This window comes from Micrococcus sp. IITD107, assembly GCF_041927415.1.
Lineage (GTDB): Bacteria > Actinomycetota > Actinomycetes > Actinomycetales > Micrococcaceae > Citricoccus > Citricoccus terreus.
Genome location: NZ_JBHFFN010000001.1, coordinates 303,460 through 318,484 on the forward strand (window position 1 = coordinate 303,460; position 15,025 = coordinate 318,484).

The following is a 15,025-nucleotide window of genomic DNA, read 5'->3' on the forward strand; positions in this document are numbered from 1 at the left end:
TGACCCGGGCGCTGATGGGCAGGACGCTGGCGGTCGCTTTGACCGGGATGCACGGGCACCTGGTGGAGGTGGAGGCGGACATCGGTCAGTCCCTGCCAGGATTCGTCCTGCTGGGACTGCCGGATCAGTCTCTGCAGGAGAGCCGAGATCGGATCAAGGCCGCGGCCCGGAACTCCGGACTGCCGCTGACTCGTCGGCACCTCACCGTCAATCTCGTCCCGGCGGCGCTGCACAAGAGAGGCCCGGGATTCGATCTGGCCATCGTGATGTCGGCCTACACCGCTGACCGGCAGGTCACCGGCACCGACCAGGCGGTGTTCCTGGCCGAACTCGGTCTCGATGGACGGCTGCGGCACGCCCCGGGGATCCTGCCCTCGGTCATGGCCGCCGTGGATGCCGGTCATCCGGACGTGGTGGTGGCGGCCGCATCAGTCGAGGAGGCATCCCTGGTGCCAGGTGCCCGGGTGAGGGGTTTCGAGACCCTGTCCGAGGTCATCCGAGCTTTCGGAGGAGACCCGGACCCGGTGACGATCCCCGCCGTGATCCGCCCCCCGGCTTGTCGGCACCGGCCCGAGGACGGGGCGGACCAGGAAGGGGCCACTCCGAGACTCCGTGTCATCACTGCGGCGGAGCTGCCGGACCTGGCGGACGTCACCGGTCAGTCCGAGGCGCGGTACGCCCTGGAGGTGGCTGCAGCAGGAGGGCATCACCTGCTGCTGGAGGGCAGCCCTGGCGCCGGGAAGACGATGCTGGCCGAACGGCTGCCCAGTATCCTGCCCTCGTTGGATGACCGCACCGCCCTGGAGGTGACCGCTGTCCGGTCCCTGACGCCGAGGTCCGGGGAGGCGGCCAGCCTGGTCCGTGCTGCACCGTTCGTGGCCCCGCACCACTCCTCCAGTATGGCCGCACTGGTCGGCGGCGGATCCGGTCTGGCCCGGCCCGGGGCGGCCTCGTTGGCCCACGGCGGGGTGCTGTTCCTGGACGAGGCCCCTGAGTTCGAACGGCGCGTGCTTGATGCCCTGCGCCAGCCGCTGGAATCAGGGACCGTGACCCTGCATCGGGCCGCCGGTGCGGTGTCCTATCCTGCGCGGTTCCAGCTGGTGCTGGCGGCCAATCCGTGTCCCTGCGGCTGGGGCATCGGGCGTGCGGCCCGGTGCCGATGCACCTCACTGCAGCGCCGTCGGTACGCGGCCAAGCTCTCGGGTCCGCTGCTGGACCGGGTGGATCTGCAGGTCACTGTGCCCGCCCTGGACGCCTCGGCTCTGACTCGGGGTGCTGGAGGTGAGAGCAGCGCCTCGGTGGCCGAGCGGGTCCAGGCCGCCGTGGATCGGCAGCTGGCCCGCTTGGCGCCGTGGGGGTTGAGCAGGAACTCCCACCTGCCCGCCTCAGCACTGCGCCAGGGCCGCCTGGCACCTGACCGTGCGGTCCGCCGGGCACTGGACCACGCCCTGGACCACGGAGAGCTGACCGCCCGCGGCTATGCCCGAGTGCTCCGGGTGGCCTGGACTGTGGCGGACCTGAACGGATCGGAGACGCCGACGGCCGCAGACATCGACACCGCCCTCTATCTGCGCCGACGCACGGAGCGTGAGGACACATGAACCCCTCCACTGGACCCACTGTGGACGAGCGTCGCGCCCGAGCCGCCCTGACCCGTCTGCTCGAACCCGGTGACGGGCTGGGCGCTCTGGCCGTCCGCTGCTGGGGAGCCGAACGGGCGCTGCAGGTGCTCGGCGGGCCGGACGCCCCTGAACCGGGCGAACGTCAGGACCTCGTGGTGGCCGCTGCCGACCAGGGCCACCGGGTCACCTCGAGGACCTGGTCCGCTGCACAGGAACGGTGGAGCACACGTCGAGCTGACCTGGCGCCGGACCGAGACCTCGAGACGATCCACCGCCTGGGCGGCCGACTGCTGGTCCCCGGCGACCCGGACTGGCCCGAGGCCGTGGATGACCTCGGCGAGCAGGCCCCCTTGGCGCTCTGGTGCCGAGGCGCGTCCTCGATCCCTGCGGCGCATCGGACCGTCGCCGTGGTGGGCTCTCGTGAGGCCACCCAGTACGGGCAGCAGGTCACCGCCCAGCTGGGGTCCGGGGTGGCCCGGCGCGGCATGACCGTCCTGTCCGGCGGTGCCTATGGGATCGACGCCGCCGCGCATCGGGCAGCCCTGTCCACCGGGGAGGGACAGCCGCCGACCATGGCCGTGATGGCCGGTGGCCTGGACCGGTTATATCCGGCGGGCAACGAGCAGCTGCTGCATCAGGTGGCCGAGACCGGGCTGCTGATCTCGGAGATGCCGCCGGGAGCCAGCCCCACCCGGTACCGCTTCCTCGCCCGGAACCGGCTGATCGCCGCACTGGCCGGGGCCGTCGTCGTGGTCGAAGCGCGCTGGCGCTCCGGTGCCCAGAACACGGCCGGACATGCGCTCGGCCTGGGACGTGAGGTCGGGGTGGTCCCCGGACCCATCACCTCCGCCGCATCGGCTGGGTGCCACCGTCTGTTGAGGGAGACCCCGTCCACCCTCGTCACCGAGGCTGACGAGATCACCTCCCTGATGCCGCACCATGCCCTTCCCGACGACGGCCTCTCCCGTCCCAGCCCCGCCGCCGGCGCCACGAAGGCGGGGGAGCAGGGGCGGGCGCACGATCACCTCACGGTCGAGGAGCTGCTCGTCTTCGAGGCGCTTCCGGTCCGGGCACCGGCCGAGGTCGCGCGGATCTGTTCGGTGGCCGGACTGGGCACCGGAACGGTGCTGGGCGTGCTGACGCGCCTGGGACGGCAGGGGCTGGCCGAACAGCATGCAGGGGGTTGGCGGCGGGGGTCCGCTGGACGCTGAGTCGGACGTGGCACAGTGGAGGCATGTCCGCAGACCCTCCACCACCACGGATCTCCGCCCAGGACCGTGACTGGGTGGAGGACTTCGCGGTCCACCTGCAGCACGAGCGGAACCGTTCCCCGCAGACCATCCGGGCCTACACTTCGGACCTGTATGGCCTCGTCCACGACGTGCTGACCGCCTCCGGATGGACGGATGAGGCCCAGACCCTGCCGCCGGCCGTGCTGGAGACCGTGGACCTGCACGATCTGCGGGGCTGGCTGGGGCGACTCTCCGGCACGGGGGCGGCGCGGTCCACCTTGGCCCGCAAGACCGCATCGGTACGGACGTTCATGGCCTGGGCCGTCAGAGAGGGGCGTCGGCCCACCGACCCGTCTCTGCGTCTGTCCAGCCCCCGCCGGTCCTCGTCGCTGCCGGAGGCATTGAACGCCGGTCAGGCCCACCGCCTGATCGAGACCGCTCAGCAGCGCGCTCGTACCGCCGCGTCGTCCGGATCCGAACCGCCCCCGGAGGGCTCACCGGCGCAGCGGGCGGTGGCGCTGCGCGATGTCGCCGTCCTGGAGGTCCTCTACGCCACCGGCATCCGGGTGGCGGAACTGGCCGGACTGGACCGGGCTGACATCGACCATGAACGACGCACCCTCCGCGTGACCGGCAAGGGGGACAAGGAGCGCACCGTGCCCTTCGGGGTCCCGGCTGGGCAGGCCCTGGACCGCTGGCTGCGTCACGGGCGCCCTCAGCTCCAGAGACAGGACCCCGCCGCTCACCCCGGCCGCGATGCCGACGCCCTGTTCCTGGGTGTCCGTGGTGGACGACTGGGGGTCCGCCAGATCCGCACCCTGGTGGATGACCTGCTGGCCGCACTCGGCGACACCTCGGCACGGGGTCCACATGTGCTGCGCCACACGGCGGCGACCCACCTGCTGGACGGGGGCGCGGACCTGCGTGCCGTCCAGGAACTGCTGGGCCACTCCTCCCTCCAGACCACGCAGCTGTACACGCACATCTCCATCGAACGGCTCCGCCAGGGGTACCAGCAGGCGCACCCCCGGGCCTAATGCCCGGGCCCCGACACGTTCTCTGATCCTCCGCCTGGTGGCACTGGGGCCGGGACTAGGGCACAATGGGTCCGGAAGCCACCGACGGGTGGCCTCACTCGCATCTGAATACACACAGACCGGCGTTTCGGCGCCGCCTCCCGTGGATCCTTCGGATCCGTCCCGCTGCAGTGGTCGTTGGGGAAGACGTACCGCACAGCACTGGGAGGAACGTATGTCTGCAACACCAGCCCGTGGAATCCTGTACATCCACTCGGCTCCAGCCGCGCTTTGCCCGCACATCGAGTGGGCAGTGGGGTCAGTCCTGGGTGCCCAGGATGCCCTCGAGTGGACGGCTCAACCGGCGTCCCCTGGCGCCTATCGTGCCGAGATCAGCTGGACCGCACCGCAGGGCAGCGGCTCTCGCCTGGCCTCAGCCCTGCGTGGGTGGGCCCACCTGCGCTATGAGATCACCGAAGAGGCCTCCGCAGGCTGCGATGGCAGCCGCTGGTCCCACACCCCGGAGTTGGGCATCTTCCATGCCACCACGGACGTGACCGGCAACATCATGGTCTCCGAGGACCGGATTCGCTTCGCCTACGAGCAGGGTGCCGGTGATCCTTCTGCCGTCTTCCACGAGCTCAGCCTGGCCCTGGGTGAGGCGTGGGACGAGGAGCTCGAGCCGTTCCGCCAGGCCGCTGAGGGCGCTCCGGTGCGCTGGCTGCACCAGGTCGGCTGACCCCCGCTTCGTCACGACCCCAGACACGAGTCAGGACCTGCCACACCAGTGCGTGGCAGGTCCTGACTCGTGTTCCGGGCAGACCGGGATCAGACCGAACGGAACAGGGTGACGGCGTTGTGCCCGCCGAAACCGAACGAGTTGTTCACGGCCATGGTCTGCGCCGGCAGGTCACGCGGAGCACCGGAGACCACGTCCAGCGGGATCTCCGGATCCTGGTTCTCCAGGTTGATCGTCACCGGTGCCTTGCGCTCGTGCAGGGCCAACACCGTCAGCACGGACTCCACGGCGCCGGAGGCGCCCAACAGGTGACCCATCTGGCTCTTGGTGGCGGAGACGCACATGTTCTCCAGGTGGTCACCGAACACGGCCTTCAGGGCCACGTACTCGGGCTTGTCACCGACCGGGGTGGACGTGGCGTGGGCGTTGACGTGTGAGACCTCGGTCGGAGCCGCACCGGCCGAGTGCAGGGCCTGGCGCAGGGCACGAGATGCACCCAGGCCTTCCGGTTCAGGAGCGGTGATGTGGTGGGAGTCGGAGGTGACGCCAGTGCCGGCCAACTCCGCGTAGATCTTCGCTCCGCGTGCTCGGGCATGATCCTCGGACTCCAGCACCAGGGCGCCGGCGCCCTCTCCCATGACGAAGCCGTCACGGTCGCGGTCGTAGGGTCGAGATGCTCGCTCGGGCTCATCGTTGCGGCGGGACAACGCCTGCATGGAGGCGAACGCGGCCAGGGGCATGGGGTGGATGGCCGCTTCGGCACCGCCGCACAGGACCACATCGGCCTCACCGGAGCGGATCAGCTCCAGTCCCAGGTGCAGGGCCTCGGTGCCGGAGGCACAGGCGGAGACCAGGGTGCGAGCACCGGCGCGGGCACCGAGGTCCAGGCTGATGGCGGCAGCGGGGCCGTTGGGCATCAGCATGGGAACGGTCATCGGCATGACCCGCCGCGGACCCTTCTCACGCAGGGTGTCCCAGGCGTCCAGCAGGGTCCAGACCCCGCCGATGCCGGTGCCGAAGGAGACGGCGAACCGCTCGGGGTCCAGGCCCTCTCCCACCGAGCCCTCGAGCCCGGCGTCGGCCCAGGCCTGCCGGGCGGCGATCAGGCCGAACTGGGTGGAGGGGTCGGCACGCTTGATCTCCACGCGGCTGAGCGCCTCGGAGGCCGGGGTGCTCACGCGGGCGGCGAAGGTGACGGGCAGGGAGTACTGCTCCACCCAGTCGTCGGTGAGGGTGGCTGCTCCGGAGGTGCCTGCCAGGGCGTTCTTCCAGAGGGTGGGCACGTCACCGCCGATGGGGGTGGTGGCGCCGAGTCCGGTGATGACTGCTGTTCGTGTCATGGGTCTGCCTTCAGTGGTCTGCGGCGTGCTGCCCAGACATCGGGGAATCGTTCGGTTCAGGGGTGCGGGGGATGGGCCGGGGCGATCATCATCCAGCCCCGGCCCATCGGGTCCCGCAGAGGGTCAGGCCTGGGCGTTGTCGATGTAGTCGACGGCGTCACCGACGGTCTTGAGGTTCTTGACCTCCTCGTCCGGGATCTTCACATCGAACTTCTCCTCGGCGTTGACCACGATGGTCATCATCGAGATGGAGTCGATGTCCAGATCGTCGGTGAAGGACTTGTCCAGCTGGACCTCTTCGGTCTCCAGGCCGGTCTCCTCGTTGACGATCTCGGCCAGGCCCAGCAGGATCTCTTCCTTGGTTGCCACAGTGTTCTCCTTCGGTGAGGTGACGGACCGGCGGTTCTGCCGGCCCGGGGTGGGTGATGGTGTTCCCGGTGCCAGTCTGGCACGCGGAGTTGCTCAAGGCAGGCGGACGACCTGCGCGCCGTAGACCAGTCCGGCGCCGAATCCGATCTGCAGGGCCAGACCTCCGCTCAGGGAGGGGTTCTCCTCCAGCACGCGGTGCATAGCCAGCGGAATCGACGCGGCGGAGGTGTTCCCGGCATCGGCGATGTCCCTGCCGATCACCACGGACTCGGGCAGCTTCAGCTGCTTGGCCATCTCATCGATGATCCGGGCATTGGCCTGGTGGGGCAGGAAGGCGGCCAGGTCCTCGGGCCCGACGCCGGCCGCGTCCAAGGCCTGCTGGGCCACCTTGGCCATGGACCAGACCGCCCAGCGGAAGACGCTGGGTCCGTCCTGGCGCAGGGTGGGCCAGAGCTTGTTCTCCGGGTCGGTCAGCTCGGTGGTGTCTCCAGTGGTGCGGGCCTTCTCAATGGCGTCGCGCATGTCCAGCTGGGAGCGGGTCATGGAGACGGTCTCCCACCGTTCGCCGTCCGAGCCCCAGACGCTGGGGCCGATGCCGGGCTCATCCGAGGCGCCGACCACCACTGCTCCGGCGCCGTCGCCCAGGATGAAGGAGATGGAGCGTTCGGTGCCGTCGATGACATCGGAGAGCTTCTCGGCGCCCACCACGACCACGTGGCGTGCCATGCCGGAACGGACCAGGGCGTCGGCCTGGGCCACCCCGTAGCAGTAACCGGCGCAGGCGGCCGAGACATCATAGGCCGGTGCGGGCGTGGCGCCGATGTTGTGGCACAGCGCCGCAGCCGCGGACGGGGTGGCATAGGGGAAGGTCACCGTGGAGACGATCACCGCGTCGATGTCCTCACCGGTCAGCCCGGCCCGCTCCACGGCCTCCCGGGCGGCCTCGGTGGCCAGGTCCAGCAGCGAGGTGTCGGCATCCGCGCGATGGCGGGTGATGATCCCGGTGCGCTGCCGGATCCACTCGTCCGAGGAGTCGATGGGACCGGCGATGTCGTCGTTGGTCACGATCTGGGTGCCGCGGGCGGCGCCCACGCTCAGGATGCGGCTGCCGGCCGCGGGAGTGTACTGCTTCAAGGTGGGGGTGCTCATGGGGTCCTCGGTCTGTGGGGAGAAAAGGGCGGCTCGGCGTCAGTCAGCCACAGGGGTGGCGTGCTCGGTGATGAAGGCCCGGGCCTTCTCGAGGTCGTCAGGGGACTTCACCGCCAGGGTGGGCGTGCCCTTGAGCGCTCGCTTGGCCAGGCCGGTCAGGGTGCCTCCAGGAAGCAGCTCCAGGATGCCGGTGACGCCTGCCGCACCCAGGGACTCCATGCACAGGTCCCAGCGGACCGGGCGGGTGACCTGGTCGATCAGTCGTTCCACCACCTCGGACCCGTCGGTCACGGTCTGCCCGTCGCGGTTGGACAGCAGCGTGACAGTCGGGTCCTGGGGCTGCAGCCCTGCGGCGTAGTCACGCAGCGCCGGCACGGCCGACTCCATGTACGGGGTATGGAAGGCCCCTGCGACCTTCAGGGCGATGACCCGGGCCTTGGCGGGTGGCTCCTCGGCCAACGTGGCCAGGGCCTCCAAGGAGCCTGCGGCCACGGTCTGACCGCCGCCGTTGGCGTTGGCCGGGACCAGGCCCAGCTCCTCCAGCCGCGCGGTGACCTCGTCCGGGTCGCCGCCCAGGACAGCGGACATGCCGGTGGGAGTGGCTCCGGCCGCCTCAGCCATGCCGGTGGCGCGGATGCGCACGAACTCGAGTGACTGCTCGTGGGTCAGGACACCGGCCAGCGCCGCGGCCGTGATCTCACCGACCGAGTGGCCGGCGGCCATCCAGCCTCCGGCAGGCAGGTCCTGCACGCCCAACGCGTGGGCCGAGAGCAGCCCGGCCGCCACGATCAGCGGCTGTGCCACGGCGGTGTCCTTGATGGTCTGCTCGTCGGAGACGGTGCCGTGGGCGGTCAGGTCGACTCCAGCGGCCTCGGACCACGCGGCCAGCCGGTCGGTGACGCCGTCCAGTTCGGTCCAACTGGAGAGGAATCCGGGGGTCTGGGAGCCCTGTCCAGGGCACACGATGGCGAGCATGGTCCAACTCTGTCAGCCTCAAGGCCCGCCAGCCCGGCGCCACGGACACCAACCTCATCGAACCTCTTTGGAGGGTTCCTACAAGCTGGGGGCTTCGGTCGGCGCATGGAGCCGGCCGACGGCGAGGGCCGTCTGCAGCACGTAGGCGTCACGGGGGACCAGCGGATCCCAGCCGGTGATCTCCGAGACCCGCCGCAGCCGGTAGCGCACCGTGTTGGCGTGGATGAACAGCTCCCGGGCGGTGCCCTCGAGGGAATGTCCGAGCTCACAGTAGGTGTCCACGGTCTCGAGCAGGTTGGTGCCGGCGGCGGCCAGTGGAGCGTGCACGCGGTGGAGCAGGACCTCAGTGGCGGTGGGATCTCCCTGCAGTGCCCGCTCGGGGAGCAGGTCCTGGGTGTCGGCGGGGCGAGGCACTCGGGTCCAGGCGCAGGCAGCGGACAGCCCGGCCAGGGCCTCCCGGGCGCTGCGATGGGCCTCCGTCAGAGAGTCCACCATGGGGCCGTAGACCACCGGTCCGTCCCCGAAGCCCCCCACGAACACCTCGGCGGACCGGGCCGGGTCCACGACCCCTCCCACCACCAGGATGAGACGTTCTGCCTGGACTCCCACCATCAGGTCCAGGCCGGCGCGCAGAGCCGATCGGCGCAGATCGGAGATGAACCCGGGCTGATCAGTGGTGGGGGTGCTGCCGGCCATGACCAGCACGCCGTCGGTGCCGTTCCAGCCCACGGCGGCGGCGCGGGAGCGGATCTCATCCGGCTCGTCTCCTCGCAGTACGGCGTCCAGCAGCACCGCCTCCAGTCGTGAGTCCCAGGCGCCGCGTGTCTCGGCGGCTCGGGCATAGACGTCGGCCAGGGCGAAGGCGATCTCCCGGGAGTAGCGCAGCACCGCCTCGCGGACCGCGGACTGGTCCCGGTCCTGCACGATCCCGGGCACCAGGGCCTCCACCACGTCCACCACGGTGCGGATCAGCTGCAGGGCCTTCTGCAGACTGATCGCCTTGGTCAGCTCGGTGGGGGCTCCGCCGAAGACCTCGGCCAGCAGGGTGGTCATGGTGGTGGAGGGCCGTTCGAACCAGGCCAGGAACCCGGTCAGGCCGCGCTGGGCCACCATGCCCAGGGAGGAGCGGTCGTCCGGGCTGAGCTTGCGGTACCAGGGCAGGGTGCTGTCCAGCCGCTGCAGGGTGGCGGTGTTCAGCGATCCCAGATGGGACCTCAGCCGGCGCAGGGACTCTTCGGAGACCTTGCGCGGCGGGGGCGTGATGCGAGCCTCTGACATGTGCTCGAGCATAGGGCCTGGATTGTGGACTTCCCACAATTGCGGCGTCGCGGTCCACTCCACAGACGCCGGGAACGACGACGGCCGGTGAGGTCCCGCTGGAACCTCACCGGCCGTCGTCGGGCCTGCTCAGGGAGAGCAGGCGAGGGGTCGCCTTACGCGTCGCCTCCGGCATTGCCGGTGGTGCCGGCGGAGACGTCGTCGATCCGGTACTTCTCGAAGGCCTTCGCCGCGGTGCCCTTCTCGACCTTCTCCTCCTGCTCCAGCATCTGGAGGGCACGCACCACCATCGAGTGGGAGTCGATGGCGAAGTGGCGGCGTGCCGCTGCGCGGGTGTCCGCGAACCCGAAGTCGTCGGCACCCAGGGTGGCGAAGCGGTTCGGGATGTACTGGCGGATCTGGTCCGGGACCATGGTCATGTAGTCCGTGGTGGCCACGATCGGTCCTTCAGCGCCGGCCAGCTTGGTGGTGATGTACGGGACCGGGGCCTTCTCGGAGGGGTTCATGAAGCCCTTCCGCTCGGCCGCCACCGCCTCGCGGCGCAGCTCGTTCCAGCTGGTCACCGACCAGACGTCCGCCGAGACGTTCCAGTCCTCGGCCAGGATCTGCTGGGCCTCGATCGCCCACGGCAGGGAGACACCGGAGCCCATCAGCTGGACCTTGGGTCCCTCGCCCTGACCGTCCTGGTACTTGTAGATGCCCTTGAGCAGGCCCTCCACGTCCAGGTCCTCCGGCTCGGCCGGGTGCTGGATCGGCTCGTTGTACACGGTGAGGTAGTACATGACGTTGCGCACGTCCTCGCCGCGGTCGTGGTCGCCGAACATGTCCTCCAGGCCCTGGCGGACGATGTGGGCGATCTCGTAGCCGAACGCCGGGTCGTAGTGCTTCACGGCCGGGTTGGTGGCGGCCAGGATCGGGGAGTGCCCGTCCGCGTGCTGGGTGCCCTCACCGGTCAGGGTGGTCCGTCCGGCGGTCGCGCCGATCACGAACCCGCGGGCCATCTGGTCCGCTGCCGCCCAGAAGGTGTCCCCGGTGCGCTGGAAGCCGAACATCGAGTAGAAGATGTACACCGGGATCATCAGCTCGCCGTGGGTGGCGTACGAGGTGCCGGCGGCGTTGAACGCCGAGGTGGCACCGGACTCGTTGATGCCCACGTGGAAGAGCTGGCCCTGCGGGGACTCCTTGTAGGACAGGAACAGGTCCCGGTCCACGGAGAGGTAGTTCTGCCCCTTGGGGTTGTAGATCTTCGCGGTGGGGAAGAACGAGTCCATGCCGAAGGTGCGGGCCTCGTCCGGGATGATCGGCACGATCCGCTGGCCGATGTTCTTGTCCCGCATCAGGTCCTTGAGCAGACGCACGAACGCCATGGTGGTGGCGGCCAGCTGCTTGCCCGAGCCCTTCTTGGCCTGCTTGTAGGCAGACTCCGGGGGCAGCGGCAGCTTGGAGTACGTGGACCGGCGCTCGGGCAGGAATCCGCCCAGCTCCTTGCGCCGCTCCATCATGTACTTGATCTCCGGTGCATCCGGGCCCGGGTGGTAGTAGGGCACGTTGTACGGATCGTTCTCGATCTGCTCGTCCGTGACCGGGATGCGGTGACGGTCGCGGAACATCTTCACGTCCTCCACCGTCAGCTTCTTCATCTGGTGGGTGGCGTTGCGGCCCTCGAAGTGGGTGCCCAGCCCGTAGCCCTTGATGGTCTGGGCCAGGATGACGGTGGGCTTGCCCTTGTACTCCATGGCGGCCTTGTAGGCGGCGTAGACCTTCTTGTAGTCGTGGCCGCCGCGCTTGAGGCCCCAGATCTCGTCGTCGCTCATCTCCGCCACCATCTCCTTGGTGGTGGAGGAGCGGCCGAAGAAGTGCTCGCGGACGAATCCGCCGTCCTCGGCCTTGTACGTCTGGTAGTCGCCGTCCAGGGTCTCGTTCATGATGCGCACGAGCTCGCCGTCGTCGTCCTTCTCCAGCAGCTGGTCCCATTCGCGGCCCCACAGGACCTTGATGACGTTCCAGCCGGCGCCGCGGAAGTAGGCCTCCAGCTCCTGGATGATCTTGCCGTTGCCGCGCACCGGTCCGTCCAGGCGCTGCAGGTTGCAGTTGACCACGAACGTGAGGTTGTCCAGCTTGTCGTTGGCGGCGATGTGCAGTGCGCCGCGCGACTCCGGCTCGTCCATCTCGCCGTCGCCCAGGAACGCCCACACGTGCTGCTGCGAGGTGTCCTTGATGCCGCGGTTGTGCAGGTACCGGTTGAACTGGGCCTGCAGGATGGCATTGGAGGGCCCCAGGCCCATGGACACGGTGGGGAACTGCCAGAAGTCCGGCTTCATCCGCGGGTGCGGGTAGGAGGGCAGGCCGTGCGGGGCCTTGGACTTCTCCTGGCGGAACCCGTCCAGCTCCTCCTCGGTCAGGCGTCCCTCCAGGAAGGCACGGGCGTAGTTGCCGGGGGAGGAGTGCCCCTGGAAGAAGATCTGGTCGCCGCCGCCGGGGTGGTCGGCTCCGCGGAAGAAGTGGTTCAGGCCCACTTCGTACAGGGTGGACTGACCGGCGTAGGAGGAGATGTGGCCGCCGACCTCCACGCCCTTGCGCTGGGCGCGCTGGACGATCATCGCCGCGTTCCACCGCAGGTAGTTGCGGTAGCGGCGCTCCATCTCCTCGTCGCCCGGGAACTCGGGTTCCTGGTCCACCGGGATGGTGTTGACGTAGTCGGTGGTGGTGACCATGGGCACGCCCACCGACTTGGTGCCGGCTCGCTGCAGCAGGCTGCGCATGATGTATTCAGCGCGCTCGGTGCCACGCGACTCCACCAGGCCGTCGAAGGACTCGATCCATTCGGCGGTCTCCTGCGGATCCTTGTCGGGCATCTGATTCGTCAGGCCACTGAGGATATGGGAGCTTTCTTCAGCTGCGCTCACGGCAACCTCTCTTCATAGCGGATGGTGTCCACGGTGCCGGACCGGGCTGCCGTCGGGATCTTGTCCTGCGGCGTCCCTGGGCCAGGACTTCCAGTGTCGACTGTAGTGCCTGTGGGACCCCAGGGTCAGCCTGCGTGACGTCGGTGACGGACCGCTTGTCTGGGGTGCGGCGTGCCCTCAGGGCGGCAGGGCAGTACCCTTGGTCGGAAGGGCCCCCGCCCGGTGGGCCCTGGATTCCACAGGATCCACTGAGGATGTGAGAGGAACGTGACGTGAACCAGCCAGAGTCGGCAGCCGCAGCACCCACCGCGGAGGCCGGAGAGGGACCAGCACAGCTGATGGGTCTGACCCACGGACAGCTGGTCCAGGAGTTCGGCTACGACGATGACGTCGACTTCGACTTCCGTGACGCGCTGGAGGACGGACTCGGCTCCGAGCTGCTCACGGAGGACGACCAGGAGCCCGTGGACGCCGTCATCCTGTGGTGGCGTGAGGACGACGGCGACGTCACCGACCTCACCGATGCCCTCGTGGACGTGCAGACCTCACTGGACTCCGGCCCGGTCTGGCTGTTCACCCCGCGCAAGGGCCGTGAGGGCTACGTGGATCCCGCGGATGCCAATGAGGCCGCTCCCACCGCCGGCCTGCACGTGACCACCACAGCGGGCGTCTCCGAGGACTGGTCGGCCACACGACTGGTCGGCCGCCGCAAGTCCTGACGGCCCACCCGGTGGTACCGCCGACCACCCCGCGTCTGCGCGATCAGCACGGCCAGCCGTGGGCCTGGCCTCCGCTGGCCCCGTCAGGCGAGCGGACGGAGGGCTTCCTCCTTCCCGACGGCGGCTCCGTCGCCTCGCGCTGCTGGATCGCCTTCCTGCCGGGGGCCTTCACCCCGGTGTGCACCCGCGAGCTGGGCTGGATGCAGTCGTTGGCCGACCAGCTGGCCGATCAGGCCATCGCCCTGCGGATCGTCTCCTGTGACCCCGCGCCGGTGCTGCGCGCCGTGGCGGAGGAGAGGGGGATCAGCATCCCGATGCTCTCCGACTTCTGGCCGCACGGTGCCGCGGCACAGCTGCTGGGGGAGTTCGACCCCGAGTCCGGCCGTGCCCGGCGCTCCAGCGTGCTGATCGACGTGGACGGCACCGTCCTGCACCGGATCCAGGCAGCCCCAGGCGAGGAACGCACCCCCCAGTCCCACCTGAACCTCTGAACACGTGCGCGCTGCATGCCGCGACACGCCGAGCGAGACCACATCTGTCGTGATCGTGATCGCATGCTGGATCAGGGTTCGGTGACGGTGTCCCAGCCCTGGCCGATCTCGTCGATCAGCGGGTTGATGTACTGCGCGTACTCGGTCACCATGTCCGGAGAGTCCAGCCGCCACCAGCAGTTCAGCCTGTTCGGCACCTGCAGCCGCACGGCAGTCTCCAGTGCTTCGTCCAGTTCCGCCGGGTCGCCCCACTCGGACAGGTAGGCACCCTTCACCGTCTCGGCGGCACGCGTGCCCTGCAGGCGCTGTGCGGTGACCGACAGGTGCCTGACCGTGCCGCAGGGGTGTCCGATCACGGCATCGCCCCCATCGGAGATCAGCGGGCCGGGGAAGGCGTTGCCCAAGTGCAGGTCGTTGTGGTCGATCGCCAGATCAGGGATGCCGTCCGAGCGGAGGCGCGCCCAGCGCACCACCACGTCCTCCATCGCCGCCAGAGCACTGGTCCGGCGCCCGGTGTCCACATGGGCCGGGTGGCCCGGAGGCAATGCCGCGAACCATGCCAGGGCTCGGTCGAGCGTCTCCACCGCACGGTCAGGCGCGAACTCGTCCAGCCACAGGCCGGTCACAGCCTCCAGGGGGACCGAGCGCTGCACCTGTGCGATGGCCTGGGCGAGTTCCCTGAGGATCCGTAGCCCCTGGTCTGGATGCTTGGAGGCGCGAACGGAGAGCGTTCCGCCCTGATCCTCGGTGAGCATCCATCCTTCAGTGGGGTGATCGGCGACCACCGGCAGGATCAGTGCCGGTGCATGGTCACGCAGGATCCGCCGCAGAGCGACCTCGTGGTGGAGGCGGGGATGGCCGCGCTTGAACCACCAGCGCTGATCACCCGTGTCCACCGTCCAGATCGACCCCCAGTGCCGCTCGCGGACCTGGTCGATCTTCAGGTACTCAACGCCGAGGTGCTCCGAGATCCACGCCCGCGCGCGAGGGTGCCAGTCCTGCTCCATCGGGAGGTGCGATCCTTCCATAGGTCCTCCCACGGGTGCGCTGATGTGGCGGCTGCCGTGGCGGTGCGAAGAGATTCAGGTGGGTGGGCCAAGAGGGACTCGAACCCCCGACCCCTTCGGTGTAAACGAAGTGCTCTAACCAACTGAGCTATTGGCCCCGAACCCGGTCAGACCGGACCTCG

General features: G+C 69.4%; 13 protein-coding genes and 1 tRNA gene. 6 read left to right on the forward strand and 8 right to left on the reverse strand.

What is annotated here, in order from left to right:
* Positions 1–14: 14 nt before the first annotated feature.
* The 4 genes from ACEXHE_RS01400 to ACEXHE_RS01415 all read left to right on the forward strand — a co-directional run bounded on the left by ACEXHE_RS01400 (position 15) and on the right by ACEXHE_RS01415 (position 4,609).
* The gene (locus tag ACEXHE_RS01400) at positions 15–1,601 is read left to right on the forward strand and encodes a YifB family Mg chelatase-like AAA ATPase (protein WP_374784836.1); all 1,587 of its coding nucleotides are present in this window, start codon (positions 15–17) and stop codon (positions 1,599–1,601) included.
* The gene (dprA, locus tag ACEXHE_RS01405; RefSeq protein ID WP_374784451.1) at positions 1,598–2,833 is read left to right on the forward strand and encodes a DNA-processing protein DprA; all 1,236 of its coding nucleotides are present in this window, start codon (positions 1,598–1,600) and stop codon (positions 2,831–2,833) included. Before ACEXHE_RS01400 ends, dprA begins: the two co-directional genes overlap by 4 nt.
* Before the next feature lie 23 nt (positions 2,834–2,856).
* Positions 2,857–3,891, forward strand: a complete 1,035-nt coding sequence (locus ACEXHE_RS01410; protein WP_374784452.1) for a tyrosine recombinase XerC — start codon at positions 2,857–2,859, stop codon at positions 3,889–3,891.
* A 214-nt stretch (positions 3,892–4,105) separates the two neighbouring features.
* A complete protein-coding gene (locus ACEXHE_RS01415; protein WP_260062799.1) occupies positions 4,106–4,609 on the forward strand; it encodes a DUF3145 domain-containing protein in 504 nt (167 codons plus the stop codon).
* An 89-nt stretch (positions 4,610–4,698) separates the two neighbouring features.
* Here the strand turns inward: ACEXHE_RS01415 and fabF are convergent, their stop codons facing one another.
* From fabF to aceE, 6 genes are all read right to left on the reverse strand, one after another.
* Positions 4,699–5,949: a beta-ketoacyl-ACP synthase II gene (gene fabF / locus ACEXHE_RS01420; protein ID WP_260062960.1), complete on the reverse strand. Its 1,251-nt coding sequence runs from the start codon at positions 5,947–5,949 to the stop codon at positions 4,699–4,701.
* Positions 5,950–6,072: 123 nt separating this feature from the next.
* On the reverse strand, positions 6,073–6,318 hold the full coding sequence (locus tag ACEXHE_RS01425; protein WP_091694372.1) for an acyl carrier protein: 246 nt from the start codon (positions 6,316–6,318) through the stop codon (positions 6,073–6,075).
* Between the two features lie 93 nt (positions 6,319–6,411).
* Complete coding sequence (locus ACEXHE_RS01430; protein WP_260062961.1) at positions 6,412–7,467, reverse strand: beta-ketoacyl-ACP synthase III; 1,056 nt, start codon at positions 7,465–7,467, stop codon at positions 6,412–6,414.
* Between the two features lie 39 nt (positions 7,468–7,506).
* Positions 7,507–8,442, reverse strand: a complete 936-nt coding sequence (locus ACEXHE_RS01435) for an ACP S-malonyltransferase (protein ID WP_277244657.1) — start codon at positions 8,440–8,442, stop codon at positions 7,507–7,509.
* 78 nt (positions 8,443–8,520) lie between these two features.
* Positions 8,521–9,720 carry a helix-turn-helix domain-containing protein gene (locus ACEXHE_RS01440; protein ID WP_317726664.1) on the reverse strand — a complete coding sequence of 400 codons (1,200 nt, stop codon included), beginning with the start codon at positions 9,718–9,720 and terminating at the stop codon, positions 8,521–8,523.
* A gap of 155 nt (positions 9,721–9,875) precedes the next feature.
* Positions 9,876–12,575 (reverse strand): pyruvate dehydrogenase (acetyl-transferring), homodimeric type, encoded by a 2,700-nt coding sequence (gene aceE / locus ACEXHE_RS01445; protein ID WP_374784453.1) that lies wholly within the window; start codon positions 12,573–12,575, stop codon positions 9,876–9,878.
* Between the two features lie 389 nt (positions 12,576–12,964).
* On the opposite strand from aceE, the gene ACEXHE_RS01450 reads away from it, so the two are divergent.
* Together ACEXHE_RS01450 and ACEXHE_RS01455 are read left to right on the forward strand one after the other, a co-directional pair.
* The gene (locus ACEXHE_RS01450) at positions 12,965–13,345 is read left to right on the forward strand and encodes a DUF3052 domain-containing protein (protein ID WP_091695258.1); all 381 of its coding nucleotides are present in this window, start codon (positions 12,965–12,967) and stop codon (positions 13,343–13,345) included.
* Between the two features lie 11 nt (positions 13,346–13,356).
* Positions 13,357–13,836, forward strand: a complete 480-nt coding sequence (locus tag ACEXHE_RS01455; RefSeq protein WP_374784454.1) for a redoxin domain-containing protein — start codon at positions 13,357–13,359, stop codon at positions 13,834–13,836.
* Positions 13,837–13,907: 71 nt separating this feature from the next.
* Here the strand turns inward: ACEXHE_RS01455 and ACEXHE_RS01460 are convergent, their stop codons facing one another.
* On the reverse strand, positions 13,908–14,864 hold the full coding sequence (locus ACEXHE_RS01460; protein WP_374784455.1) for a hypothetical protein: 957 nt from the start codon (positions 14,862–14,864) through the stop codon (positions 13,908–13,910).
* A 63-nt stretch (positions 14,865–14,927) separates the two neighbouring features.
* Positions 14,928–15,001, reverse strand: a tRNA-Val gene (locus tag ACEXHE_RS01465).
* Between the last annotated feature and the right edge of the window lie 24 nt (positions 15,002–15,025).